Origin of the sequence: Alsobacter metallidurans, assembly GCF_014636935.1 — a bacterium.
GTDB lineage: Bacteria > Pseudomonadota > Alphaproteobacteria > Rhizobiales > Beijerinckiaceae > Alsobacter > Alsobacter metallidurans.
Genome location: NZ_BMES01000001.1, coordinates 1,377,846 through 1,402,431 on the forward strand (window position 1 = coordinate 1,377,846; position 24,586 = coordinate 1,402,431).

The following is a 24,586-nucleotide window of genomic DNA, read 5'->3' on the forward strand; positions in this document are numbered from 1 at the left end:
TTCGGGCGTCTTCTCACGTCTGAAGCCCGGCTGACAAAGCTGAGAACCCCTCTCCTGAGGAGCATCGCCCCCAAGCGATGCGTCTCGGTGGACGCGGGGCTCAAGTTCGTGAGCAAGATCGAGCATCCTGGATCCCCGTCCTTCGAGACGACCTGCGAAGTCGCATGGCTCCTCGGGATGAGGGCTTTGAGGGAGTGACGGGCTAAGCTGCTGTGGGCAGCATCCCTGGGGGCGGACATGGCGGGCGTTTCGCGTTGGATGGTGGCGGGCCTGTTGGCGGCGCTGCTCGGAGGTTGCGCCGGCGGCCCGCCCAAGGGCGTGCTCGAACCGGTCGGGAACCTCCCGCCCGGCGCCGCGCTGGTCGCCATCAACGTCGCCACCACGCGCGCCCGCCCGGCCGATGAGCCGATGGCCATGTTCGACGGCGAGCGCGCCAAGGCGGTGGACCACGCCCGGCTTGTGATTTCGATTCCGCCGAGCCACGTCTCCGGCCTTGTTGAATGGCCCCGCAGCGCCAAGGGCGACCCCCGGCGCAATTTCGTGACCGCATCGCGCGACTACGTGTCGGACGCCGCCTTTATCGACAACGTCCGCAAGGCGGTGGCGAGCCGCCCGCCGGCGGATCGCACCATCCTGGTCTTCGTCCACGGCTACAACACCACCTTCGAGGAATCGGTCTACCGCTTCGCCCAGATCGTCCATGATTCGGGCTTCAAGGGCGTGCCGGTGCTGTTCACCTGGCCGTCGCGCGGGCAGCTGCTGCAATACCCGTATGATCGCGAAAGCGCGGTCTATTCGCGCGACGATCTCGAAACCACCCTGCGGCTGCTCGCCACCCGCTCGGGCGCGGGCAAGATCGACATCCTGGCCCACAGCATGGGCAACATGCTCACCATGGAGACCATGCGGCAGGCCGCCATCCGGGGCGACGGCCGCTTCGGCGGCAAGCTCGGCCAGATCATGCTGGCGGCGCCCGACATCGACATCGACGTCTTCCGCCGCCAACTCGCCACCGTCGCTCCGCTCAAGCTCCCCATGACGGTGTTCGTCAGCGCCGACGACAAGGCGCTGTCGATCTCGAAATACGTGTGGGGCGGCACGGCCCGCGCTGGCGCAACCGTGGTCTCCGATCCGGAAGTCATCGCCCGGCTCGCGGCCAGCAACATCACGATCTACGATCTCTCGTCCATTCGGGTGGAAGACTCCACCAACCACACGAAATTTGCCGAGTCGCCCCAGGTCGTGCAGCTCATCGGCCGCCGCCTCGCCACCGACAACGGCATCGAGACGCGCGGTCCCGGCCTAGGCGAGGGGCTGGTCGCCTTGGGAACCACACTCGGAACCACCGTCGGAACGGCCGCCAGCGTGGCGACCGCGGTGCCATCCGCCGTGCTCGGCGGCGCCGCCAATGCGGCCGGCAGCGTGCTCGAGCAGGCGGCGCCGTAGGCTGCGGCCCGCGCCCTCGGGTGTGTCCCACAGGCCGCAGCCGATCGGGAACAACACGCAGCCGCGCCCCCGGTCCCAATTGCGACACGTTGCGCCCTGATAGCCTTGGCGGAAGCCGCCGCTTGTGCGTCGTTAACGCGCGCTTAAGCCCGGCGGAGCGAACTGGGGCGAAGGCCGCCGCCTGGCGGGGCCGTTTCGCAAAGATCCGGAAGGGGTTGCCGTGCCGTCTTGCACGAAGGGATCAGCCGTCGCCACGCCTCGGCGGGCGCTGCGCGGGGCCGCCGCGCTCATGCTGGCGCTCGCGGTGGCGGGCTGCGGCGCCAATGCTGGCGGCCTTGCGGGGGTGTCGGCCATGCTGGGCTCCGGCGCGTCCGAGCAGGGCAGGGTGACACGCATCTTCGTGGCCTCCACCCGCAAGCCCGAGAGCGGCGACTCGTCCCGTATCCCGCGCTTCAACCTGTCGGCGATCAGCATCCCGCCCGGCCATCAGCCCGGCGTGATCGAGAAGCCGAGCTTTGGGTCGGCCAGTCCCGGCCGCCATTTCGTGATCGAGGGCGAGCGCAAGCTCGACGCCCAGCGCTTCCAGCAGGAGATCGCCACGCAGCTCTCGGGCCGCGTTGGCGTCAGCCGCGACGTGCTGGTCTTCGTGCACGGGTTCAACACCAACTACGACGAAGCCCGGCTTCGTCTCGCCCAGATCGTCAACGATTCGGGCTTTACCGGCGTGCCCGTGCTGTTCACCTGGCCGTCGCGGGCCCAGATCCTGGCCTACGGCTCCGACAAGGAAAGCGCCACGGCCTCGCGCGACCATCTCGAGAAGCTCATCGAGGATCTCGGCCAGGCGCCGGGCGTCGGCCGCGTTCACATCCTCGCCCACTCCATGGGCACCTGGCTCGCCATGGAGGCCATGCGGCAGGCCGCCATCGGCGGCAAGGCGGATCTCGGGGGCCATCTGGGCGAGGTCATGCTGGCTGCGCCCGACATCGATCTCGACGTCTTCCGCGCCCAGATGAGCCGCCTCGGCTCTGTGGCGCGCGTGTCCGTGTTCGCCGCCGCGGACGACCGGGCCTTGTCGATGTCGAGCACGCTCGCGGGCGACCGCATGCGTCTGGGCGCGCTGGACCTTAGCAATCCCGAGCACGTCGACGACCTCAAGGGCCTCAACGTGCGCGTCTATGACCTGTCGAAGACCAAGAGCTCCGACATGTTCCGCCACGTCACATTCGCGGAAGCTCCCAGCGTCGTGCAGTCCATCGGCACGCAGCTCGCCACGGTGCGCACCGAAGACAAGGGCATGGAAAACAAGCAGGCCCAGTCCTTCATCGACCCGCAGGCCGGCTCGCCCACCCCCTACGCCGGCGACGGCGTGGCCCCCGCTATCCCGGCCCCCGTCAGCACGGCCCCGTTGCTGGCGCCGGGGGCGGCGCAAACGCCCTCGTCGGCCGTGCGGTAAGCCGCCCCTAGTTTAAAGCCTCGCCGTCATTGCGAGCCGGAGGCGAAGCAATCCAGCCTAAATGTCCGGCCATTAGGCTGAGTTGCTTCGCTCACGCTCGCAATGACGGGAGGGTGAAACGGCCATTTGCGAATAGCTTGAAGCGTCGCGTCGTCTCTCCACCGTCATCCCCGGCCGGAGCGGCGCAGCCGCGGAGGGGAAGGGGATCAGGGCAACGTCGCATTGGGCGCCCAGTCGCCTGGATCCCCTTCCCGCCGCTTCGCGAGGCCGGGGTTGAGTGTGAAAAGAGTTGGGCCTCACGCCACGAGCGGCGGGCCTTTGTCCACCCCTCCGCCAAGGCGAAAATCTTCACCCCCGCGTCGGGGTGGGGTCCGCATCCCCGATCACCGGCTCGAACGGCCAGCCGATGCGGCCGAAGCCGGGGAGTTTCAGGGCGGGGCGGCGCAGGTCGACGCCGGCCACGAGGCCGAGCACGTTGACTTCGAGCCCCTCGATCCACCCCACGGTGACGCCCAGCAAGCCGCCTAACGCGACCTGCACGCCGGTCCGGCTCGGTGTGAGGCCGAAGAGCGAGCCGTCGGCCCGGTAGTCCTTGCCGAGAGCGGTGGGCGGCAGCGCGATGCCGGCCTCCGGAATGGCGGCGAGCACGAAGTTCACGAAGGTGTTGGAGTTCGGACCTGGCCAGGCCCGGTAGCCGCCCGCCTTGGAGAAAGGATATTGCCGCACGGCGTCGCGCACGCGCGGGATCATGGCTTCGGCGGTGGGACCCTCGATGGAGGCGATCTGCTCGGGGTCCTGCCCGAACCAGCGGGCGTCAGGGGCCCAGTTGTCGGTGCGCACCGGCGAGCCCCAGCCCACCACGTCGTATCGTGTGTAGCGGGCGGCGTCGCGGTCCTTGATCACGATCCATGTGTGATGCGCGAAGATGCCCCGCCACCAGCCGACCCGGCCCGCATAGACGCGCAGCATCGCTTCGGGCTTCTGCGTTGCGGGTGGGAGCAGGCCGGCGCTCGACCAGTTCGCGGTCGACCAGTCGCGCGGGCGGTCCTGCGCGGCCCACCAGGCGGCGTGAAGTCCGAGCGGAAGAATAAACAGGGCGAGAAAACCGAGGAGCACGCGTTTGATCCCGAGCATGACGGGAGCAAATGGGGATCCACGACGGCGTAACCAAGGCGCGCGTAGCCCGATCAGGCAGCCTCGCTGACAAAGCGGACGTGACCCGCTGTCGCGGGCGAGCGGCGGGCGGCCCCGTAGAAGCGGCGGTCGGCGGTGACCAGAGGCATGGCGAGCGCCTGCGCGAGTGCGAGGTAGATGCAGGAATAGATCGGCTCGCTGATGATCTGCGCCAACCGGAACGCCTCACGAAGATGGGGGTCCGACGGCGACATCTCGATCGCGAGCTGGCTCAGGCGCCGCTCCATGCCCGAAAGCTGCTTCTGGGGCAGCTCGCCCCGGGCCGACAGCGTGCGAAGCGCGCCCCGCACCTCGGCCGCCAGGATGTCGGGCGCTCGCAGCCGGCAGCGCTCGAGCAGCGCGAGGCTGGCCTCGGTTTCTTCGCAGACAACGAACCAGCTCAGCGCCACGCTGGCGTCGATCAGCATCTTCACCGGACGATCTCCGTCGGGTCCGGGCCGCCGATCATGGCGTCCCGCTCCAGCCGCTGGCTGCGCAGAATCGAAATGGGATTGCTCGTCACGGACAGCATCTTGCCGTAGCGGTAGAAGTCCGCCTGCCGCCTGGCCCAGGTTTGCTGGGCCTGGCCGCGCGAGTCGGCGAAGAAACGCATCAGGATGCGCCGCGCCTCATCCTCGATGGAATCGTGGTGCTCCGCGGCCCCGCGCGCCAGCGCGACAAGAACGTCTTGGGGAAGAGAGTTGATCGTGATAGTCGCCATGGAGGCAGACTAGAACATGCGGCTTAACGGCCAGTATCTTCATCCAACACGAATGTAATCGCGTATGGGTTGTATAGAAATAGGACGCAACCCATATGATGTAATGATCGCGCGACGCTGCGCTACTCGGCCGCCTGCCGCGGCGCATAGCCCAGCCGCCTGTTGAGCTCCTCCAGCAGGCTCACGGCCGCGTCCGCGATCACGGTTCCGGGGGGGAAGATCGCCGACGCGCCAGCCTGGCGCAGCGCCTCGAAATCGCCCGGCGGGATCACGCCGCCCACCACGATCATGATGTCCGGCCGGCCGGCCTCCGCCAGCGCCGCCTTGAGTTCGGGCACAAGCGTCAGGTGCCCGGCCGCCAGCGACGACACGCCGACGATGTGGACGTCGTTCTCCACCGCCTGCCGGGCCGCCTCGGCCGGGGTGGCGAAGAGGGGCCCGATGTCGACGTCGAAGCCGAGATCCGCGAAGGCGGACGCGATCACCTTCTGGCCGCGGTCGTGCCCGTCCTGCCCCATCTTGGCGACCAGGATGCGCGGCCTGCGGCCGTCGGCCTCCGCGAAATCCTCCACCAGCGTCTGCACGCGCGAGACCGACATGGCTCCCACCTCCCGCTTGTAAACGCCCGAGATGGAGCGAATGTCCGCCCGGTGGCGGCCGAACACCTTTTCGAGCGCCATCGAGATCTCGCCCACGGTCGCCTTGGCGCGCGCCGCGTCGACGGCCAGCGCCAGCAGGTTGGCGTTTCCCTGCGCGCCGTTGGTGAGCGCCGTCAACGCCGCCTCCACGGCCACGGGGTCGCGCTCGGCCTTGAGGCGCGCGAGCTTTTCGAGCTGCTGCGCCCGCACGGAGGCGTTCTCGACCTTGAGCACCTCGATGGGCCGGTCGTCATTGGGGCGGAACTTGTTCACGCCGATCACCGACTGCTTGCCGCCGTCGATGCGCGCCTGCGTCTTGGCGGCCGCCTCCTCGATGCGCAGCTTGGGGATGCCGGCCTCGATCGCCTTGGCCATGCCGCCGAGCTGCTCCACCTCGCCGATATGCTCCCAAGCCTTCTGGGCGAGCTCGGCCGTGAGCCGCTCCACGTAGAAGGAACCGCCCCAAGGGTCGATGATGCGCGTCGTGCCGCTCTCCTGCTGCAGGAAGAGCTGCGTGTTGCGGGCGATGCGGGCCGAGAAGTCGGTGGGCAGCGCCAGCGCCTCGTCGAGCGCGTTGGTGTGCAGCGACTGGGTATGCCCCTGCGTGGCCGCCATGGCCTCGATCTGGGTGCGCACGACGTTGTTGAACACGTCCTGCGCGGTGAGCGACCAGCCCGACGTCTGCGAGTGGGTGCGCAGCGGCAGCGACTTGTCGCTTTTGGGCCCGAACGGCTTCACCAGCTCGGCCCACAGGAGCCTGGCGGCGCGCAGCTTGGCGACTTCCATGAAGAAGTTCATGCCGATGGCCCAGAAGAACGACAGCCGCGGCGCGAACTGGTCCACCGTGAGCCCGGCGCCGATGCCGGCGCGCAGGTATTCGACGCCATCCGCCAGCGTATAGGCGAGCTCCAGGTCCTGCGTCGCGCCCGCTTCCTGCATGTGGTAGCCGGAAATCGAGATCGAGTTGAACTTCGACATCCGCTGCGACGTGTATGCGAAGATGTCCGAGATGATCCGCATCGAGGGCGCCGGCGGGTAGATGTAGGTGTTGCGGACCATGAACTCCTTCAGGATGTCGTTCTGAATGGTTCCGCTCAACTTTTCGGCCGGAACGCCCTGCTCCTCGGCCGCCACGATAAACAGCGCCAGCACGGGCAGCACCGCGCCGTTCATGGTCATCGACACGCTCATCTGGTCGAGCGGGATGCCCGAAAACAGCGTCCGCATGTCGTAGATGGAGTCGATCGCCACGCCCGCCATGCCGACGTCGCCGGCCACGCGCGGGTGGTCCGAGTCGTAGCCCCGGTGGGTGGCGAGATCGAACGCCACCGACAGGCCCTTCTGCCCGGCCGCGAGGTTGCGCCGGTAGAACGCGTTGGAATCCTCCGCCGTGGAGAAGCCCGCGTATTGGCGCACCGTCCAGGGCTGGTTCACGTACATGGTCGGGTAGGGGCCGCGCAGATAGGGCGGCAGCCCCGGCAATGTGTCCACGGCCGCCAGCCCGGCCCGGTCCGCCTGCGTGTAGACCGGCTTCACCGCGATGTCCTCGGGCGTCATCCAGGCTTCGCCGCCGGCCGATGGCGGGCACGCGACGGTCTCGAACGGGATGGCGGAGAAATCCGGGATGCGGGTCATGGACGGTCCTTGCGCTCAGCCCAAATTAACATGCGGCCCGCGGCTCCGTCGAACAGCGGCGCCACGGCAATAAGTCTGACGCGCGCCGCTTCAGCCCAGCGCCGCCTGCGCGTCGCGCAGCGCCGCCACCACGTCCATGCCGGCGAACACGAAGCCGCCGACCCCGGCGGCCGCGAGCGCGGCCTCCATCTCGCCGGGCCTGCCCGCGAGGTAAACCCGCCGCGCCCCGGCGCCGGCGAGCGCCCGTGCGGCCTCGGCGGCCTCGCGCCCGTAGATGTCGTCCGACGCGCACAGGCAGGCGAGCGGCGCGCCGCTCGCCCGGAACGCCGCCGCCAGCGCGTCGAGGTCCGTGGCGCCGTCCGCGCGCGCAAAGCCGTCATTCGACACGGCCGCGATGCCGCCGGCCTCGAACAGGTTCTTGCTGAACGTCGCCCGGGCCGTGAACGCCGATATGGGCCCAAGATTGGCCAGAAACACGCTCGGCTGGCCGCCCGACGCCCGCATTGCGTCGGCGGCGTCGCGCAGCGCCTCGAAGGGCTCGGCCGGCCGCCAAGCCGGCAGCGGCTCCACGCCCGAAAACATCGGCGCGGCAACCACGGCCGGCGCCGGCGCCAGCACATCAACGGGCTTCTCGCGCACGTCCGGGAACTCGCTCACGCCCGTGATCGCGTCCTTGCGGCGCGCCGCCGCTTTTTCGCGCTCCGCCCGCGTAGCCGCAACTTTCTCCTGCAGCAGCCCGGCTTCCAGCGCGGCCGGCAAGCCTCCGGCTTTCTCCAGCTCCTGCAGCAGCCCCCAGGCTGCGCCGCAGAGCTCGTCCGTCAGCGCCTCCAGCCCGCCCGCGCCGGCCGCCGGGTCGGCCACCCGGGCGAGGTTGCTTTCCTCCAGCAGCACGAGCTGCGTGTTGCGGGCCACGCGCCGCGCAAAGGCGTCCGGCAGGCCCAGCGCCTGGGTGAACGGCAGCACGCTGATGCTGTCGGCCCCGCCGACGCCGGCCGCAAACACCGCCACGGTCTGGCGCAGCAGGTTCACCCAGGGGTCGCGACGCGTCATCATGCGCCACGCCGTTTCGGCATGGATGCGGATCGGCCGGGGCGCCAGCCCGCTCGCGGCTTCCACCCGCGCCCAAAGCCGCCGCAGCGCCCGGAACTTCGCGATGGTGAGGAACTGGTCCGCATCCGCGGCCAGCCGGAAGCCGATCAGCCCGCGCGCCGCGTCGAGGTCGAACCCGCCCGCCTCCAGAGCCCGCCAGTAGGTGAGCGCCGACGCCATCGCATAAGCGAGCTCCTGCGCTTCCGATCCGCCGGCCGCGTGCACGATCCGGCCATCCGCCGCCGCGATCGGCCCCTTGAAGCCGCGATCCGCGAGCGAGCGTGTCATGCCGGCGAACATCCCGGCCAGCTGCGGCCACGCGACGGGCAGGCCGCCCAGCATCAGCATCTGCCCCATGGGGTCGTAGCCGAACGCGATGCTGACCTCGCTTGGCTGAAGCCCGCGCGCCTCCACAAGCGCGGCGATGGCTTCGGACGCGTCCTTGCACGCAAAGGAGAGGTCAATCTCCAGGTGGATGGCGTCCAGCATCACGCCGTCCAGCGCCGCCGCCACGGTCTCGCGCGAGCCGTCCGGCAGCCCGAACCCATGCGCGCCCTGCGCGCCCGCGAACACGAGTTGCAGCCCGGTCGCGCCGCCTTCCAGGTCCCTCATCGCCTGCGCGTGCGCCTGCCCGACTTCGGGATTGTCAACGCGCTGCAGCACGTTCCAGCCAGCGCCCGGCGCTCGTCCGGCGATCGGCGCGACGCCTTCCGCCTTCCCGTAGAGCGGCTCGATGCGCAGCCCGTCATAGGTGCGGCCCACCAGCGTGCGCTCGAAATCCTTGCCCTTCAGCACCGCGTCCACCAGGGACGTCCACTGTTCGCGGGTCGGAATCGGAAAGGAGGAGACGAAGGGCTGCGTCATCCGGGGCGCTCGCTGAAGGTCCTTGGTGGCCCGGACCATGCCACGCCGCCCCCGCCCCGCGCCACCCTCCGTTCGGCGAACGGTCTGGCGCGGCTCGTTCCCGGTGGCGGGTGGGCCCCCATCTTTGCGAGAAGCAAAGCGACGAGGCGAGCCAGACGCCGGGTCAAGGCGCCGAGCCCACTGGCCCACCATCAGCTGGATTGCTTCGCTGCCGCTCGCAATGACGGGGAGGGTGTCCCCAGTACCGACGCCTCGCCGTCATTGCGAGCCGGACGCGAAGCAATCCAGTCTAAGAGCCGGGCGTTAGGCTGGATTACGTTCGCGGCCCTCGCAACCGAGGGGAGGGCCCCGGTGAACGAACTTCGCCCTCGCCCGAACGCTCAGTAAGTCAGCGCGGGCGTCAGCGCCTTGGCGTCTTCCACCCACTTCGCCACCACGGTCTCGCTCGGCAGCTGGCGCACGAGCTTCTTCTTGAGGTTGGCGTCCGCCATGGCCTTGGCCAGGTTGGCGGCGTTGCGGGTGCGCAGTTCCTTAACGGTGTCGACGCCGGCCGCCTCGAGCAGCTCGGAATATTCCTCGCCGACGCCCTTTACGCGCATCAGGTCGGCCATGTTGGCCCATTTCAGGATCTGGCTTTCGTCGAGCCCGGCCGCGGCGGCGAGCTCCTTGCGGCTTGCCGGCGACTTGGCGCGCTCCAGCAGCGCCGCCGTGGTGGCGACGCCGGCGCCCTTGAGCTTCTCGGCGAATTTGGGCCCGATGCCCTCGATGGTGGCGATGGAATAGGACGACATGAACGGCTCCCCCTTCTTCAGGAAGGGCGCGGAAGCCTTTCAAAGATGGTCGCCGCGCCCTGGATCACGCTGCACGCAACACATACACACGAACCCGGGCGGCGAACCGCCCGGGTTGAAGACGTCAGACGAATTGGCCGAGGCCCGGCACCGCGCCCACGATGGCGCCCATTGTGTCCTCGCCGGCCTTCTCGCGGCCGTAAGCGAAGAGCTCCTTGCCGAGCACCTGCATCTGGTCCATCGACAGCCCGGCCGAGGTCAGCTTGCCGGCCAGCGCCATCAGGCCGCCGCCGCCCATCATGCCGCCGATCGCCCCCATGATGCCGCCACCGCTTCCGCCTTCCGCATGCGCGGCCGCGAGTTCCTGCGAGCCCGGCATGGCGTTGAACATGGTGGCGACGTCCTCGGCCGGAGCCTCCTTCTGCAGGAACCCCAGGATGATGCCGACCGCCTTGGTGGTCATGGCCGCATCCATGCCGGATGCGGCGCTGATGCGTTGAATGAGCTCTTCCATGTCGTCTCCCTGTGGCGGCCTGCGCCACGCTTTGGGCCATCATCAGGGCCCGCTTGCCGATTCACAAGAGTATACATGTAAACCATCTCGTGGGGCGTTGGCGAGGCGCCCTCAGCTTGTATAACGTGCGCCAAAGCAATGCGCGGGAGGGGATTCCGCGCCGGAGACGAGCAGCGCCATGGCGGACGACAGCGTAATCATCGGACACAGCGAAAAGCCCGAGCAGCTGCTGCTGAAGCTCGCCAACCGACACGGCCTCGTCACCGGCGCCACCGGCACCGGCAAGACCGTGACCCTGCAGGTGCTGGCCGAAGGCCTCTCCAACGCCGGCGTCCCGGTGTTCGCCGCCGACGTAAAGGGTGACCTGTCGGGCCTCGCCGCCATGGGCGAGCCCAGGGACGCCTTCGTGAAGCGCGCCAAGGACATGGGCTACGACTACCAGCCCGACGATTTCCCGGTGACGTTCTGGGACCTGTTCGGCCAGCAGGGCCACCCCATCCGGGCCACCGTCCTGGAGATGGGCCCGCTTCTGATGGCGCGCCTGTTCGAGCTCAACGACACGCAGGAAGGCGTGCTCAACATCGCGTTCCGCATCGCGGACGACCAGCAGCTGCCGCTGATCGACCTCAAGGACCTCCGGCTTCTCCTCAACGAGATGACAAAGGACGACGGCCTCAAGCCCGTCGCCATGCAGTACGGCAACGTGGCGGACGCCACGGTCGGCTCCATCCTGCGCCAGCTGCTGGTGCTCGAGAACCAGGGCGCAACCAAGTTCTTTGGCGAGCCGGCTCTGCAGATCACCGATTTCATGCGCCTGGATCGCACCGGCCGGGGGATGATCAACATCCTGGCCGCCGACAAGCTCATGGCCAACCCGCGGCTCTACGCCACTTTCCTGCTGTGGATGCTGTCGGAGCTGTTCGAGCAGCTGCCCGAGGTGGGCGATCCCGAGAAGCCCAAGCTCGTCTTCTTTTTCGACGAGGCGCATCTCCTGTTCAACAATGCCCCCAAGGCGCTGCTGGAAGCCGTCGAGCAGGTCGTGCGGCTCATCCGCTCCAAGGGCGTGGGCATCTACTTTGTCACCCAGAACCCCCTGGACGTGCCCGAGACCGTGCTGGCGCAGCTCGGCAACCGCGTCCAGCACGCGCTGCGCGCCTTCACGCCGCGCGACCAGCGGGCCGTCAAGGCCGCCGCCACCACGTTCCGGCAGAACCCCAAGATCAACACCGAGGAAGCCATCACGCAGCTCGGCGTCGGCGAGGCGCTGGTGTCCATGCTGGAGGGCAAGGGCATCCCCGAAATGGTGTCTCGCACGCTGATCAAGCCGCCCTCGGCCCGCGTCGGTCCGGTCACGCCCGAGGAGCGGAACGGCGTCATGGCGGCCAGCGGCCTTCGCGGAAAGTACGACACGGCAGTCGACGGCGAGTCCGCCTACGAGATCCTCACCAAGCGCCGCGGCCTGCAGACGCCGCAGGCGGCGCCCGGCCAGACCGCGCCGGGAGCCCCGCAGGAGCAGGCGTCCTCCGGCGGCCTCGGCGGCATGCTGGGCGGCATCCTCGGCCAGCTCGCCGGCGGCGGAGGCTCCGCGAAGGGCGGCCGCGCCCGCATCAGCGTCACCGAACGCGTCATCACCAACATGGCCTCCTCGGCCGCCCGCACGGTCGGCACCCAGGTCGGCCGCGCCATCCTGCGCGGCGTGCTGGGGAGTTTGATGAAGTAGGGAGAGGGTGCTGCTTTCCGAAGGCGTGCTCGACAGGCCGTTTTATGTACAGAACCTCGGGTTTTGTCCATAAAACGGGGAGCAGCGATCACGCCTGTTAGCTCGGCGCGTCTTGCGCAGTTGTAGACAAATTCAGCATTTCCGTCTACAACTCGCTGATGAAGAAGCTCTCCCTTCCATTGTTGACGCTCTACGCCGACGTGCAGCAGCAACTGCAGACTACGGTCGCTTTGCCGGGCTCTGTGTACGAGCAGGACGTCAAGGGGCGGCCCTACCTTCGCGCGGCCGTCAATGTTGGCGCCGGCCGTCGCATGATGCATCTCGGCCCGGCGGACGATCCCGAAGCGAAGGCCGCGGCTGAGCGCATCCGGGCCGAGATGCGTCTTTCGCGAGAACGGCGGCGCATCGTCCGAACCCTGCGCGAGGCTGGCTTTGGCAACCCTGGCCCAGACCTGGGCGCCGTGCTGGAGGCGGTCGCCGCGGCGGGCCTGTTCCAGGCTGGCGCGGTTCTGGTTGGCACAGGCGCATACCAGTGCATGTCGGCGCTGGTCGGAGCCGCTCTGCCGGCAAGCGCCATGACGACCCAGGACGCTGACATCGCGACCGCGACCCTTACGCTCACCGCGAACGCTGTCGAGTTGACGTCGGACGAACCCGAACCGCCCGTCCGGCGCGGCAAGAAGGGGCGACCCGCGCTGCTCGAAATCCTGCGCTGGGCCGATCGGAGCTTCGATCCCATCCCTGATCTGAACCCGCGCGCCTTGCCTGCACGCTATCGATCGGCTTCCGGCTTCGTCGTCGACGTCCTGGCGCCCCGGCTTCGCCGCAGCGACCCTAGCCCCATCGGCATTCCGGAGTTGAATGCCGGCGGCCTGCTGCTCCAGCACCTTGATTGGCTCATCGCGGAAACGCAGGACGCTGTCGCGCTTCACGGATCCGGCATCTTGGTCCGCGTGCCTGTTCCGGCCCGGTACGCCGTTCATAAGCTCATCATCGCGCAGAAGCGCTTGAGCGGGGATGGATCCAAGCGCTTCAAGGATCTGGAGCAGGCGCGAGCCATGATCGAGGTTCTGCGCGACCGAGACCGCTTCGCCCTTGCGGACGCATTGGAGGACGCTCGCGGACGCGGCGACAAGGGTTGGGCGGCGCCGATCGACAATTCGCTCGCGGAACTTGGCGTCAAGATCGACGATCTCCTCTGACCTCGCCTTGCGCCACGCGCCCGGCCGGATATGCTCCCCGGCCTTCCCGTCACTGCGAGTATATCCCATGTCCGAACTCGATGCCGTTCTCGCCAAAATCGACGCCGATCTCGATGCGTCCCTGGAGCGGCTGTTCGAATTTCTGCGCATTCCGTCTATTTCCACCGACTCGGCCTTCAAGGACGACTGCAAGCGCGCCGCCGAATGGCTGGCCGCGGACGTCAAGACTCTGGGCTTCGAGGACGCCGGGCTGAAGCCGACGGGCGGCCACCCGGTGGTGCTCGGCCATGCGCCCAAGCCCGGCAAGAAGCACGTGATGTTCTACGGCCATTACGACGTGCAGCCGGTGGACCCGCTGAACCTGTGGGAGACGCCGCCCTTCGAGCCGCGGCTCACGACCCTGCCGGACGGTCGCAAGGTCATCACCGCGCGCGGCGCCTGCGACGACAAGGGCCAGGTCATGACCTTCCTGGAGGCCTGCCGGGCGTGGAAGGCCGTCACGGGATCGCTGCCGGTCGGGATCACGCTGCTGGTGGAGGGGGCCGAGGAGGACGGCTCCAAGTTCCTGCCCGAATTCGTGGAGGCCAACCGGGAGACGCTGAAGTCCGACGTCGTGCTGGTGTGCGACACCGGCATGTGGGACGGCGACACGCCCATGATCACCACCGGCCTGCGCGGCATGGTGTACGAGGAGGTGATCGTCACCTGCGCCAACCGCGACCTCCATTCCGGCCTGTTCGGCGGCGGCGCGCAGAACCCCATCCGCGTCCTCTCGCGCATCATCGCGGACCTGCATGACGCGGACGGCCGCGTTACCCTGGAGGGCTTCTACGACGGCGTGCCCGAGACGCCGACCCAGGTGCTTGAGCAGTGGAAGGGCCTCGGCCTCACCGAGGAGAGCTTCCTCGGCCCCATCGGCCTCTCCATCCCGGCCGGCGAAAAGGGCCGGATGCTGATCGAGCAGGTCCAGTCCCGCCCCACCTGCGACGCCAACGGCATCATCGGAGGCTACACGGGCGAGGGCGCCAAGACCGTGATCGCCGGCCAGGCCTCGGCCAAGATTTCGTTCCGCCTGGTCGGCGACCAGGATCCAGAGAAGATCAGCGCCGCCTTCAAGGCGCACGTGCAGGCGCGCATCCCGGCCGATTGCTCGGTGGAGTTCATCAAGCACAAGGGCTCGCGCGCCATCCAGCTGCCCTACGACATGCCGGAGCTGACGGCGGCCCGCTCGGCCCTGCAGGAGGAGTGGGGCAAGGCGCCGGTGACGCTGGGCTCGGGCGGCTCCATCCCGATCGTCGGCGACTTCAAGCGCACGCTCGGCGTCGACAGCCTGCTGGTCGGCTTCGGTCTGGACGACGACCGGGTCCATTCGCCCAACGAGAAGTACGACCTCAAGAGCTTCCACAAGGGCGCCCGTTCCTGGGCGCGCATTCTGGCCGCGCTGGCCGAGTGACCATCGCGCGCCGCCCTTCCGCGCGGGAGGGCGGCCGCACCTGGGCGAAACGTAATCAAATGCGACCGTTAAGTGCGCGTCCGCCTTTAACCCTTCGGAAGTGACGCCGCCCTTATCGTACCGGTGGCTGGCCTGCGTACGAGGTTGGTCCTTGTACGAGTAGGCGTCATGGCATCCACCCAGGTTCACATCATCGACCCTTGCGGCGGTGGCCTCATCCTCGTCCAGTGCGAAGACGGCTCTCGCGTGCTGTATGGCTCCAACGTTTCGGCGGCGGGCCAGCAGGAGGTTGTGCAGCGCATCTTCGAGGTGCTCGAGGACGGCAAGATCGACTACTTCGTCCATAGCGGCGTCGAGGTCGACGGCAAGCTGGACTACGCCGCCATCGACGAATTCTTTCCCATCAAGGCCTTTGTCGAGCTCGCCGGCCAGGACATCCAGCTGCCGCCGAGCTACCTCGCCTTCCGGGGCTCCCGCCCGGTGGAGATGCTGGAGCCCGACGACGTGCTCGGCTTCGGCGCCACCAACATCCGCGTCTTCGGCGCGCAGACCGGCCGCCCCATGCCGGGCGGCGTCTGGCGCCCCATCGCCCTCCATGTCGCGCACGAGACCGAAGCGGGCACGAACGCCCTGCTGGCGCTCGGCCACACCGGCGGGCTCGACTGGCTGGCGATCGAAAAGGAGCTGGCCGAGGAAATGAAGGCCGATTGCCTCGTGGTGAACGGCAACCTGCCGCTCGACATCGTCATCACCACCGGCGACCGCGTCGAGGTCAGCATCGACCACCTGCGCGCCATCGGCCCCAAGACGGTGGTAATGGGCGCCGAGCACGGCTCCAAGAACCCGCTGCGCAAGGCCGCGATCGACCTCTACGGCTGCTTCACCCGCGACAATGGCGGCGATCCCGTGCTGGACATGAAGAAGGACAGCTGGCTCGCCCTGAAGCTCGACGGCCAGAAGGTGAAAACCGAAACCGAGCCCCGCGCCCTCGGCATGGCCGCCTGAGCTACTCCCAGCCCAAACAGAAACGCCGGCAGCGATGCCGGCGTTTGGCGTTCGGGGATCTTGGCGCGTTCAGCGCCTCACGCCGCCTTCAGCACCGTCTTCACCCGCAGCTGCAGCGCGTTGGGGTCCACGGGCTTGAGGATGAAGGCGTCGACGCCGAGCTGCTTGGCCTGCCGCACCGTGTCCGATGAAGTCTCGCTGGTCGCCATGATCACGGGCGTGTGGCGCAGCACCGGGTGTTGGCGAATGGCCTTCAGGAGCCCGAGGCCCGAGACGCCCCCCATGTGCATGTCAGTGATGATGAGGTCGTAGCGCACCGTCGTGAGCTTCTTGATGGCTTCTTCGCCGCTTTCGGCCCCGTCGATGGTCTCGAAACCCATTTGCAGCAAGGCGAAGCGCAGCAAACCCCGCATGCTCTTCTGGTCGTCCACGACCAGAACCTTCTTCGACTTCAACTCCGACATGCCGCTCTCCTGGAGGGGAGCCGCGCGATATGCAACGCGGTCCGCCAAAACACCCTGTCATGGTTGTGTAAACAGAAGCCTTCGGCGAGCTGCAGCGGACCATTTTACAACCGATCACAACCCTTCACGCCAACGATGAAGATTTGTCATCGCGCCCCCGCAATCCCTTCGTTGACCTTGGCCCCGGCGGGCGGTTCGATGCGGGCCATGCGATTCAACGGAGTGCTCCCATGACCGAGTGGTCGAAAACCTGGACCTGGCTGGACGGCCAATGGCACGAGGGCAATCCGCCGATCCTCGGCCCCCGCTCGCACGCCTTCTGGCTCGGCTCCTCCGTGTTCGACGGCGCCCGCGCGTTCGAGGGCGTCACGCCCGACCTCGACCTGCATCTCGGTCGCGTCAACCGCTCGGCCGAGGCCCTGAACCTCAAGGCCACGATGTCTGTCGGCCAGATGGTGGAGCTCGTCCAGGAGGGCGTGGCCAAGTTCGGCCACAACCCGGAGCTCTATATCCGCCCCATGTACTGGCCCGAATTCGGCGCCCAGGGCATGGTCGCGCCGGACGCCGAATCGACCCGCTTCGCGCTCTGCATCCACGAGGCCCCGATGCCCACGGGCGAGGGCTCCGCCATCACGGCCTCGCCATTCCGCCGCCCCACCATCGAGACGATGCCGGTGAACGCCAAGGCCGGCTGCCTCTACCCCAACAACGCCCGGGCGCTGCTGGAGGCCCGCAAGCGCGGCTTCGACAACTGCCTTCTCAACGACATGCTCGGCAATGTCGCCGAGCTCGCCACCGCCAACGTCTTCATGGCGAAGGACGGCGTGCTGATGACCCCCATCGCCAACGGCTGCTTCCTGGCCGGCATCACCCGCCAGCGCGTGCTGCAACTCGCCCGCAAGGCCGGCATGCCCACCGTTGAGGGCACGCTGCGCTACGCCGATTTCCAGTCCGCCGACGAGATCTTCTCCGTCGGCAACTACGGCAAGGTCCAGCCCGTCACCCGCATCGACGACCGCGATCTCCAGCCCGGCCCCCTCTACCGCAAGCTCCGCGACCTCTACTGGGAGTTCGCCCACGCCGGCTGAAGGGCGCGATGCGCCCCCTCTCCCCGGAACGGGGAGAGGGCCGGGGTGAGGGCCCTCGGACGGTGGGGCTTTCGCGAAACCCCTCATCCGGCGCTTCGCGCCACCTTCTCCCCGTTCCGGGGCGAAGGGGACGCCCGGCGCCGCCGCCGCAAAGCGCCCCCTCTCCCCGGCACGGGGAGAGGGCTGGGGTGAGGGTCGAGCGTTCAAGCGCCATACCCTTCACCCGAATCGGCTAGGCTCCCGCCATGAAGCCGGCCCCCATCGTCCTTGCCGCCTTGCTCGCGAGCCTCGCGTTGCCGACACAGGCCCAGCAGGTCCCCGAGCACGCCATGCGGTATTCGCGCGACCGGGGAGGGGACTGCTCGGCCATGATCCCGTATTATGGCCCCGCCGCGCTCTGGATCGGGCGCATCGCCGCGCAGCGGCCGATGGACGTGTCGTCGGACCGCATCTTCGCCGACCGGCGCGTCGCCGAATCCTGCTTCTTCACCGAGATCGAGTGCCGCACCTGGCTGGCGCGCCTGCAGATCGACTGGGCGCCGCGCCCCGGCTTCGCCGAGTGCCAGCCGGGCGACTACGGCGTCCGCCGGCGAGGGGGGCGGGCGCCGGGAAGCGGCCCGGTGATCAAGCCCTGAGGCTCACGTCGCCAAGGACCGTCACCGCGCTACCCACAAGCCTTCATCCTGGGAGCCCGGCCGGATCGTCAAGAATCCGCTCATCGTGAGCGCCTGGCCGGGAAATCAAGAATTCCCTCATCCTGAGGAGCATCGCCCCGTGGCGATGCGTCTCGAAGGACGAGGGACTCCAGAGAAGCGAACCATTCCGGCGCTCTGGACCCCTCGTCCTTCGAGACGCCATGCGAAGACGCATGGCTCCTCAGGATGAGGGGCTTTGTAAGATTGACCAGCCAAGTCGCTGGCGGCGCCTCATCTTCGCTGTAACCGGCTCTAAGCCCGCCTGAAAGGCACACGCAGCGCCTTGAACATGCCCAGCAGCACCGCCGCATAGACCACCGCTCCCGCCAGCCCGAGCACGCACAGCTGCGCCTCGTTGCGTAGCGTCGGCAGCCCCGAAACCAGCGCGGCCGACGGCGCGCGCCCGGCGAGCGCCACGGCGGTCAGCGCCAGCGCCGCAACCGCCACGGCCAGCACGGTCCGCCGCAGCGCCGCATCCGGGGCCAGCAGGTCCCGCCGCGCGGCCAGGAACACCAGCAGGCCCACATTCACCCAGGCGCCGACGCCCGTCGCCAGCGCCAACCCGGCCGCCCCCATGGGGGCGTAGAGGGCGAGCTTCAGCAGCAGGTTCAGCCCGAGCCCCGAGAAGGACGCGATCAGCGGCGTGCGCGTGTCGCGCCGCGCGTAGAAGGTCGCCACCGCCGAGCGGATCAGCACCACGGCCGGCAGGCCCACCCCGTAGGCGGCCAGCGCCGCCGCCGACTGCGTCGCGGCCGCCTCGTCGAAGGCGCCGCGCATGAACACGCCGCGGATCACGAGGTCCGGGATCGCCAGAAACGCCACCAGAAACGGCGCCGAAAGCGCAAGGGTGAAAGCGACGGCCCGGTTCTGCGCCGATTGAGCGCCCGCGGCGTCGCCCGCGGCCAGCCGCTTGCTCATGGTTGGCAGCAGCACCGTGCCGGCCGCGATCCCGATCACCCCGACGGGGAGCTGGTAGAGCCGGTCCGCATAATTCAGCGCCGAAACCGCGCCGGTCGGCAGCAGGGACGCGATGATGGTGTCGGCGAACATCGCGATCTGCACGCCCGCCGAGCCGATCACGGCCGGCCCCAGCGTCCGGAAAAAGCCCTTCAGGTCCTTGTCGAACACGGGCTTGCGGAAGCCCGGCATCACCCCGGCGCGGCGCGCGTCCACGACTACCAGAAGGAGTTGCAGCACGCCCGAGATCGTCACCCCCCAGGCCGCCGCATGCGCCGCCGAAGGAAACAGCCACGCGACCAGCAGCGCCGCGATCACACTGAGGTTCAGCAGCACCGGCGCGCCGGCCGCCGCCGCGAACCGCCCATTGGCGTTCAGCACGGCCGACACCAGCGTGACGATGGTGATCAGCAACAGATACGGGAAGGTGACGCGCGTCAGCGCCACCGTGAGGGCGAACTTCTCCGGCTCGTCCGAAAAGCCCGGGGCCAGTACGCGCACCACCTCGGGCATGAACAGGATGGCCAGCCCGGTGAGCGCCAGCAGCGCCAGCGTCAGCAGCGTCAGGATGCGCCCGGCCAGCAGCGAGGCCGCAGCGCCGCCCTTGGTTTCCAGCGCCCCCGAATAGCTCGGCACGAAGGCGGAGTTGAACGCGCCTTCGCCAAAGATGGTGCGAAAATGGTTGGGCAGGCGCTGCGCCACGAAAAACGCGTCAGACAAAAGCCCCGCGCCCATCACGGCCGCGATGATCACGTCCCGCAGCGCGCCCGTGAACCGGGACAGCAGCGTGAAGCCGCCGACCGAAAGAATGCTTTTGACCATGATGGCCTTCAGGCCCGCCGACGATCGACGCCGAGGGGGCGCACCGGCATGGCCACGGCCGGCTGCTCGCCGAACCCGACCTGCTCGCCCACGATATAAAGCGGCCGGCGCTTCACCTCGGCGAAGATGCGGCCAATATATTCGCCGATCACGCCGAGCGAGATCAGCTGCACGCCGGCCAGGAACATCACCGACACGATCAGCGAGGCGTAGCCCGGCACATCCACGCCCCACAGCATGGTGCGGATGATGAACCAGATGCCGGTCACGAACGCGAAGGCCGACACCAGCGCGCCCACATAGGTCCACAGCTTCAGCGGCAGCGTCGAAAACGACGTGATGCCGTCGGCCGCGAAGCGAAACAGCTTGCGCGTGCTGAACTTGCTCATGCCGCCGACGCGGTCAGCCACGTCGAACGGCACGCCGATCGACGGGAAGCCGATCCAGGCATAGAGCCCCTTGGAAAAGCGCGCCCGCTCGCCGAGCTGCCGCAGCGCGTCCACGGCGCGCCGGTCCAGCAGCCGGAAGTCGCCCGCGCCCTCCGGCAGCGGCGTTTCTCCGAAGGCGTCGAAGAGGCGGTAGAACATCTGCGTCAGCTTGCGCCGCATCGGGCTGTCGGCGCGCCGGTCGGTCCGCTGGCCGTACACCATCGCGTAGCCCTCGCGCCATTTCTCCACGAAGGTGGCGATCATCTCGGGCGGATGCTGCAGGTCGGCGTCCATGATCACGGTTGCGCGGCCGCGCACATGGTCCAGCCCCGCCGCGATCGCGATTTCCTTGCCGAAGTTCCGGCTGAACGACACCGCCCGCAACCGCGGGTCCGCCTCGTTGAAGGCCCGAATGCGCGCCAGCGTGTCGTCGCGCGATCCGTCGTCCACGAAGACGACTTCCCACTCGGAGGTGATCCCGTCCAGCACCGGCCGCAGCCGCGCCACCAGCGCGTCCACGTTCGCGCCTTCGTTGAAGACGGGAATCACCAGGGACAACTCGGGAGCGTTATCGGCCAAAGACTTGGGTCCAGGTTCAGGAAACAACAATGTTCCCCCCGAAAAGAGCCGACATTGCGCCCTCGCGCAAGCGGAGGGTTGGGGGGAGGGCGCGACGCGCCATCTTCTCGGCCGTCATTGCGAGCCGGAGGCGAAGCAATCCAGTACTAAACGCCCGGCGTTAGCTGGATTGCTTCGCTGTCGCTCGCAATGACGGAGAGAGCGGGCCTGATGCGACTGGCCAGTGCTGACGCCGCCAACGACCGTTCACGCCGCCGCGAGAGCTGCGCGAGCGTCCGTCTTGATGCGGTCCACCATGGCGCGGACGCCGTTGGAGCGCTGGGGCGTGAGGTGCGAGGCGAGGCCGAGCTTGTCGAATACCGTCTGGGCGTCCGTCTCCAGGATGCGCCGGGCCGGCTGGTCGGAAAAGATCGCCAGCGTTAGCGCCACGAGGCCGCGCACGATGTGGGCGTCGCTGTCGCCGAGATAGCGCAGCACGGGCTCGGGGCCGGTGCGGTCCACCGCGCTGGTGAGCCAGACCTGGCTGGCGCAGCCGCGAACCTTGTTGACGTCGTTGTGCGCCTCGTCCGGCATCGGATTGAGCGTGCGGCCGAGCTCGATCAGGTAGCGGTAGCGATCGTCCCAGTCGTCCAGGAGCTCGAAATTGTCGATGATCTCGTCGAGGGTCGCGTTCATGGCCGTCCGTGCGATGCTTCGCACACCATATAGACCGCGCAGGGGCGCCGGGACAGGGCGCGCCGGCCGCTAATCGACGCGCGGCGTTCGGGGCTCCGCGCCGGGCTTCTTGCGGGAAGGCTGCGCGGGCGCGGCAGGCGCCTTGGCGGAAGGAGCGTTGGCGAGCGTGGCCGGGCGGGTGGTGCTGCCCGTGACGCTCGGGCCGGCCGCGACCTCCCGGGCCGGCGCCGCGGGCGCGTCAGCGGGGTGGCCGAGGCCCAGAAGGGCGCAGCTCGCCTTGTCCTTCAGGCACAGCTGCATGGCGGCCGAGACGGCCTTTCCGCCCTGGTCCGCAACCACGGCGCGCGCCGCGCCGGCGAGGTCCGGGGCGGGCCCGGCCTGGTCTCGAAGCGGCGAAATCGCATACACGATCCCGACCGCGATCACTGTTCTGAGCACGAAACCCATACGTCCCGCCGGCTGCCGCCCCACGCCTCGCACGCTGCGCCGCGGCGGCTTAAGGCTTCGTCAAGCGGCCCTGAATCAGGCCCCATCCGGCGGCTTAACGGTTCATTGTTCCTAACGAATATCTAATTTTCTCAATGGCTTGATTTTAGGGTTCGTTTAAGGCGCCCCTGCGAAGCTGCGATCGTCTTTTGAAGGAAAGCGCGAAGCTCCGCGCCGGTAACGAGTCGAGTATGCGGCCCTTCGCAACGCTAGCCAAACAGCTCGGAGACCTGGTGCACGCGAGCGCCGACGCCGAGACTCTGGCGCGCCCGCGGCACGCGTGGTTCATCGGTTCGCGCCTGGGGCTCGGCGCGCTCGGGCTGGCGTCCGTGCCGGTGCTCCTGGCCGTGATGGGCGGCGTGCGCGTCCCCGCGCTGATCGTGATCCTGGGCGTGGTGCTGCAGGCGGTCGCGGGCGTGCTCGCGTCGCGCACCGGCCGGCTCGGGGAGGCGCACCTCACATCCATCCTGGCGGGGGTGGCCACGCTGCTCGGCTACGCGGCCTCGGGCGACGGGCTCGCGTCGCCGGCGCTCGCGGGCCTGCCCCTGCTGGTGCTCGAGGCCGCGCTGATCGGGCGCATGCGCGAGATCCGCTACGCCAGCACGCTCGCCTTCGGGGCGCTGTGCGCGCTCCTGCTGCTGCAGGGGGGCGCGGACCCGGTCGCGTTCTACATGCATGTGGCCGTGCTCGCCTTCGCGCTCGGGATGGCGCAGCTGGCCCAGCGCGAGATGCGCTCCCGCATGGTGCGCGAACGCCGCCTGGCCGCCCACAGCCGCATGCTCGTGGACGGGTTCGGGGACCTGGTCACGCGCCATGACGCGCAGGGGAGCGTGTTCTACGCCGGCCCGGGCGCGGCTTCCGTGCTCGCCTGCGCGCCCGGCGCGCTGCTCGGGCGCGGGCTGTTCGAGCGCGTGCACGTCGCGGACCGGCCCCTGTACCTGATGGCGCTCGCGGACGCTGGCGCGGGCAGCGCCTTCTCGCGTACGCAGGTGCGCGTGCGCAAGGGCGACGGCGACCGCCCGGCCGCGCCCGTCTATGCCTGGATCGAGCTGCGCGCGCGGCGCGTGGAAGCCGACGCGGACGCGCACGAAGGCGAAGAAATCATCTCCGTCCTCCGCGATATTTCGACACAAAGGCAGCATGAGGCGGAGATCGACCAGGCGCGGTCGGCGGCCGAGGCCGCGGCGGCGCTGAAGGACCGGTTCCTCGCCACCGTCAGCCACGAGCTGCGCACGCCGCTGAACGCCATCATCGGCTTCTCGGAGATGCTGGGCGACGAGAAGCTGGTGCCCGCCGGCGACGCCCGCCAGCGTGACTACGCCCGCATCATCCACGTCTCCGGCGAGCACCTGCTGCAGGTCGTGAACGCGCTTCTGGACATGTCCAAGATCGACGCCGGGACGCTGACGCTCCAGCCCGAGCCCTTCGACGTGGACCGGCTCGTCGCCGTGGTCGCCGACATGCTGCGCCTCAAGGCCGAGCAGGCCGGCATCGACTTCCGCGTCGCCGTGGAGCCCGGCCTGCCCGAGCTCGTCGCCGACCGGCGCGCCTGCAAGCAGATCCTGATCAACCTGCTCAGCAACGCCATCAAGTTCACGCCCGCCGGCGGCCAGATCGTGCTGGATGTGCGGCGCGACGGCGACATTCTCACCATGGTGGTCGAGGACACCGGCATCGGCATCGCGCCAGACGACCTCCCGCGCCTTGGCGAGCCCTTTTTCCAGGCCCGCGCCAGCTACGACCGCCCCTATGAGGGCACCGGGCTCGGCCTCTCGGTGGTGCGCGGCCTCGTCGGCCTCCACGCCGGCGCCATGCGCATCGACAGCGCACCCGGCAAGGGTACGCGCGTCACGGTCCGCTTCGGCCTCGATGGCCGCCTGAAGCTCTCGCCCCTGATGGCCACCCGCCCCGGCGCTTCTGCAGGCGTCGTGGAGCCGCTGCCGCTTCGGGAGCCGTCGCCGGCCGCCATCGTCACCAGCGCCAAGCTGCCCCATCCCCCCATCGACAGGGTGAAGAAAAGTGCCTGAGGTCCTCGCTCGCACCGACCATGATTTCGTTCTGAGCCAGGAGCGTCGGCCTCGGAAGGCGCGCGCCAAGCGCAAGCCTTCCCGCGCATCCTGGTTCGGCGCCCTGTTCCGCAATCCCGGCGTCACGGCCGTGGGAGCGGCGGGCGCGGCCATCGGCGTCGGCATCATCGTGAACGCCCTGGCGCTGCAGAACGCGCCCCATCCCGCGCCGCTGTTCGGCAAGGGCGCGGCGGACGTCGTCAAGGTCGGCGCCATCCCGCCCGTGTTGCCGCCGAGCCGTCCCACGGATCTGGGCAATAGCCCGACGTCAACCGCCTCTGTGGTCGCCGCCGAGTCTCCGCGTCCGCAGAAAGCCTCCCTGTCGACCCCGTCCGCGACCCCGCAGCCGATCCCGCGCGACGCCATCGGCGACATGCTGCGCGGCGGCTCATCCGGCGTGGAGCTCAACAAGGGCGTGCTGGCGGCCCAGAAGGCGCTCAACAAGCTCGGCTACGGCCCCGTGAAGGCCGATGGCGTCATGGGCTCGGGCACGCGTCAGGCGGTGGAGCGCTTCGAGCAGGACCGCAAGCTGCCGCAGACCGGTGAACTCAATCCCCGCACCGCCAAGGCGCTCGCCTCCGCGTCGGGCATTGCGCTCGACTGAGCCGCCCGTCAGGGTGCG

At 68.9% G+C, this 24,586-nt stretch carries 22 protein-coding genes; 10 read left to right on the forward strand and 12 right to left on the reverse strand.

Annotation, left to right across the window (positions count from 1 at the left end; translation table 11 throughout):
- Positions 1-237 precede the first annotated feature (237 nt).
- Positions 238-1,446 carry an alpha/beta hydrolase gene (locus IEV99_RS06100; protein ID WP_188516789.1) on the forward strand — a complete coding sequence of 403 codons (1,209 nt, stop codon included), beginning with the start codon at positions 238-240 and terminating at the stop codon, positions 1,444-1,446.
- Between the two features lie 220 nt (positions 1,447-1,666).
- Positions 1,667-2,899: an alpha/beta hydrolase gene (locus IEV99_RS06105; RefSeq protein WP_244643595.1), complete on the forward strand. Its 1,233-nt coding sequence runs from the start codon at positions 1,667-1,669 to the stop codon at positions 2,897-2,899.
- Positions 2,900-3,247: 348 nt separating this feature from the next.
- Here IEV99_RS06105 and IEV99_RS06110 read toward each other — a convergent pair whose 3' ends face one another.
- The 7 genes from IEV99_RS06110 to IEV99_RS06140 form a co-directional block, all read right to left on the reverse strand.
- On the reverse strand, positions 3,248-4,015 hold the full coding sequence (locus IEV99_RS06110; RefSeq protein ID WP_308469350.1) for a DUF3750 domain-containing protein: 768 nt from the start codon (positions 4,013-4,015) through the stop codon (positions 3,248-3,250).
- A gap of 71 nt (positions 4,016-4,086) precedes the next feature.
- Entirely contained in the window at positions 4,087-4,500 is a 414-nt protein-coding gene (locus IEV99_RS06115; protein WP_244643771.1) for a type II toxin-antitoxin system VapC family toxin, read from the reverse strand.
- A 2-nt stretch (positions 4,501-4,502) separates the two neighbouring features.
- Positions 4,503-4,793, reverse strand: coding sequence for a FitA-like ribbon-helix-helix domain-containing protein (locus IEV99_RS06120; RefSeq protein ID WP_188516792.1), 291 nt, complete (start codon positions 4,791-4,793; stop codon positions 4,503-4,505).
- 122 nt (positions 4,794-4,915) lie between these two features.
- Positions 4,916-7,066 (reverse strand): methylmalonyl-CoA mutase, encoded by a 2,151-nt coding sequence (scpA, locus tag IEV99_RS06125; RefSeq protein WP_188516793.1) that lies wholly within the window; start codon positions 7,064-7,066, stop codon positions 4,916-4,918.
- A 90-nt stretch (positions 7,067-7,156) separates the two neighbouring features.
- Positions 7,157-9,019, reverse strand: coding sequence for a methylmalonyl-CoA mutase subunit beta (locus IEV99_RS06130; RefSeq protein ID WP_244643598.1), 1,863 nt, complete (start codon positions 9,017-9,019; stop codon positions 7,157-7,159).
- A 380-nt stretch (positions 9,020-9,399) separates the two neighbouring features.
- The gene (locus IEV99_RS06135; protein ID WP_188516795.1) at positions 9,400-9,810 is read right to left on the reverse strand and encodes a DUF4332 domain-containing protein; all 411 of its coding nucleotides are present in this window, start codon (positions 9,808-9,810) and stop codon (positions 9,400-9,402) included.
- A 124-nt stretch (positions 9,811-9,934) separates the two neighbouring features.
- The gene (locus tag IEV99_RS06140; protein ID WP_188516796.1) at positions 9,935-10,324 is read right to left on the reverse strand and encodes a DUF2267 domain-containing protein; all 390 of its coding nucleotides are present in this window, start codon (positions 10,322-10,324) and stop codon (positions 9,935-9,937) included.
- A 178-nt stretch (positions 10,325-10,502) separates the two neighbouring features.
- Here IEV99_RS06140 and IEV99_RS06145 point away from each other — a divergent pair, with 178 nt between their 5' ends.
- From IEV99_RS06145 to IEV99_RS06160, 4 genes are all read left to right on the forward strand, one after another.
- A complete protein-coding gene (locus tag IEV99_RS06145; protein WP_188516797.1) occupies positions 10,503-12,044 on the forward strand; it encodes a helicase HerA-like domain-containing protein in 1,542 nt (513 codons plus the stop codon).
- Between the two features lie 158 nt (positions 12,045-12,202).
- The gene (locus tag IEV99_RS06150; RefSeq protein ID WP_188516798.1) at positions 12,203-13,246 is read left to right on the forward strand and encodes a GSU2403 family nucleotidyltransferase fold protein; all 1,044 of its coding nucleotides are present in this window, start codon (positions 12,203-12,205) and stop codon (positions 13,244-13,246) included.
- A gap of 67 nt (positions 13,247-13,313) precedes the next feature.
- Positions 13,314-14,699: a dipeptidase gene (locus tag IEV99_RS06155; protein ID WP_188516799.1), complete on the forward strand. Its 1,386-nt coding sequence runs from the start codon at positions 13,314-13,316 to the stop codon at positions 14,697-14,699.
- A gap of 168 nt (positions 14,700-14,867) precedes the next feature.
- A complete protein-coding gene (locus IEV99_RS06160) occupies positions 14,868-15,704 on the forward strand; it encodes a hypothetical protein (RefSeq protein ID WP_188516800.1) in 837 nt (278 codons plus the stop codon).
- A 77-nt stretch (positions 15,705-15,781) separates the two neighbouring features.
- Here the strand turns inward: IEV99_RS06160 and IEV99_RS06165 are convergent, their stop codons facing one another.
- Positions 15,782-16,168, reverse strand: a complete 387-nt coding sequence (locus IEV99_RS06165; RefSeq protein ID WP_188516801.1) for a response regulator — start codon at positions 16,166-16,168, stop codon at positions 15,782-15,784.
- A 230-nt stretch (positions 16,169-16,398) separates the two neighbouring features.
- Here IEV99_RS06165 and IEV99_RS06170 point away from each other — a divergent pair, with 230 nt between their 5' ends.
- Positions 16,399-17,256: a branched-chain amino acid aminotransferase gene (locus tag IEV99_RS06170; protein ID WP_188516802.1), complete on the forward strand. Its 858-nt coding sequence runs from the start codon at positions 16,399-16,401 to the stop codon at positions 17,254-17,256.
- Between the two features lie 245 nt (positions 17,257-17,501).
- Entirely contained in the window at positions 17,502-17,891 is a 390-nt protein-coding gene (locus IEV99_RS06175; RefSeq protein WP_188516803.1) for a hypothetical protein, read from the forward strand.
- A gap of 312 nt (positions 17,892-18,203) precedes the next feature.
- Here the strand turns inward: IEV99_RS06175 and murJ are convergent, their stop codons facing one another.
- The 4 genes from murJ to IEV99_RS06195 form a co-directional block, all read right to left on the reverse strand.
- The gene (gene murJ, locus IEV99_RS06180) at positions 18,204-19,730 is read right to left on the reverse strand and encodes a murein biosynthesis integral membrane protein MurJ (protein ID WP_188516804.1); all 1,527 of its coding nucleotides are present in this window, start codon (positions 19,728-19,730) and stop codon (positions 18,204-18,206) included.
- Positions 19,731-19,738: 8 nt separating this feature from the next.
- Positions 19,739-20,707 carry a glycosyltransferase family 2 protein gene (locus IEV99_RS06185; protein ID WP_244643601.1) on the reverse strand — a complete coding sequence of 323 codons (969 nt, stop codon included), beginning with the start codon at positions 20,705-20,707 and terminating at the stop codon, positions 19,739-19,741.
- A gap of 276 nt (positions 20,708-20,983) precedes the next feature.
- Positions 20,984-21,412, reverse strand: a complete 429-nt coding sequence (locus IEV99_RS06190) for a SufE family protein (protein WP_188516806.1) — start codon at positions 21,410-21,412, stop codon at positions 20,984-20,986.
- Between the two features lie 69 nt (positions 21,413-21,481).
- Complete coding sequence (locus IEV99_RS06195) at positions 21,482-21,859, reverse strand: hypothetical protein (protein ID WP_188516807.1); 378 nt, start codon at positions 21,857-21,859, stop codon at positions 21,482-21,484.
- A gap of 230 nt (positions 21,860-22,089) precedes the next feature.
- Between IEV99_RS06195 and IEV99_RS06200 the strand changes: the two genes are divergently transcribed.
- The gene (locus tag IEV99_RS06200; RefSeq protein WP_188516808.1) at positions 22,090-23,925 is read left to right on the forward strand and encodes a PAS domain-containing sensor histidine kinase; all 1,836 of its coding nucleotides are present in this window, start codon (positions 22,090-22,092) and stop codon (positions 23,923-23,925) included.
- Positions 23,918-24,568 carry a peptidoglycan-binding domain-containing protein gene (locus tag IEV99_RS06205; protein WP_188516809.1) on the forward strand — a complete coding sequence of 217 codons (651 nt, stop codon included), beginning with the start codon at positions 23,918-23,920 and terminating at the stop codon, positions 24,566-24,568. Before IEV99_RS06200 ends, IEV99_RS06205 begins: the two co-directional genes overlap by 8 nt.
- Positions 24,569-24,586 lie beyond the last annotated feature (18 nt).

Excerpts from the sequence above, each read along its gene's own strand:
- IEV99_RS06175 (WP_188516803.1), top strand. The coding sequence starts at position 17,502 with ATGAAGCCGGCCCCCATCGTCCTTGCCGCCTTGCTCGCGAGCCTCGCG.
- IEV99_RS06200 (WP_188516808.1), top strand. The coding sequence starts at position 22,090 with ATGCGGCCCTTCGCAACGCTAGCCAAACAGCTCGGAGACCTGGTGCAC.
- IEV99_RS06115 (WP_244643771.1), bottom strand. The coding sequence starts at position 4,500 with ATGCTGATCGACGCCAGCGTGGCGCTGAGCTGGTTCGTTGTCTGCGAA.
- IEV99_RS06195 (WP_188516807.1), bottom strand. The coding sequence starts at position 21,859 with ATGGGTTTCGTGCTCAGAACAGTGATCGCGGTCGGGATCGTGTATGCG.
- IEV99_RS06165 (WP_188516801.1), bottom strand. The coding sequence starts at position 16,168 with ATGTCGGAGTTGAAGTCGAAGAAGGTTCTGGTCGTGGACGACCAGAAG.
- IEV99_RS06120 (WP_188516792.1), bottom strand. The coding sequence starts at position 4,793 with ATGGCGACTATCACGATCAACTCTCTTCCCCAAGACGTTCTTGTCGCG.
- IEV99_RS06150 (WP_188516798.1), top strand. The coding sequence starts at position 12,203 with ATGAAGAAGCTCTCCCTTCCATTGTTGACGCTCTACGCCGACGTGCAG.
- IEV99_RS06190 (WP_188516806.1), bottom strand. The coding sequence starts at position 21,412 with ATGAACGCGACCCTCGACGAGATCATCGACAATTTCGAGCTCCTGGAC.
- IEV99_RS06140 (WP_188516796.1), bottom strand. The coding sequence starts at position 10,324 with ATGGAAGAGCTCATTCAACGCATCAGCGCCGCATCCGGCATGGATGCG.
- IEV99_RS06145 (WP_188516797.1), top strand. The coding sequence starts at position 10,503 with ATGGCGGACGACAGCGTAATCATCGGACACAGCGAAAAGCCCGAGCAG.
- murJ (WP_188516804.1), bottom strand. The coding sequence starts at position 19,730 with ATGGTCAAAAGCATTCTTTCGGTCGGCGGCTTCACGCTGCTGTCCCGG.
- IEV99_RS06100 (WP_188516789.1), top strand. The coding sequence starts at position 238 with ATGGCGGGCGTTTCGCGTTGGATGGTGGCGGGCCTGTTGGCGGCGCTG.
- IEV99_RS06155 (WP_188516799.1), top strand. The coding sequence starts at position 13,314 with ATGTCCGAACTCGATGCCGTTCTCGCCAAAATCGACGCCGATCTCGAT.
- scpA (WP_188516793.1), bottom strand. The coding sequence starts at position 7,066 with ATGACCCGCATCCCGGATTTCTCCGCCATCCCGTTCGAGACCGTCGCG.
- IEV99_RS06160 (WP_188516800.1), top strand. The coding sequence starts at position 14,868 with ATGGCATCCACCCAGGTTCACATCATCGACCCTTGCGGCGGTGGCCTC.
- IEV99_RS06130 (WP_244643598.1), bottom strand. The coding sequence starts at position 9,019 with ATGACGCAGCCCTTCGTCTCCTCCTTTCCGATTCCGACCCGCGAACAG.
- IEV99_RS06135 (WP_188516795.1), bottom strand. The coding sequence starts at position 9,810 with ATGTCGTCCTATTCCATCGCCACCATCGAGGGCATCGGGCCCAAATTC.
- IEV99_RS06170 (WP_188516802.1), top strand. The coding sequence starts at position 16,399 with ATGACCGAGTGGTCGAAAACCTGGACCTGGCTGGACGGCCAATGGCAC.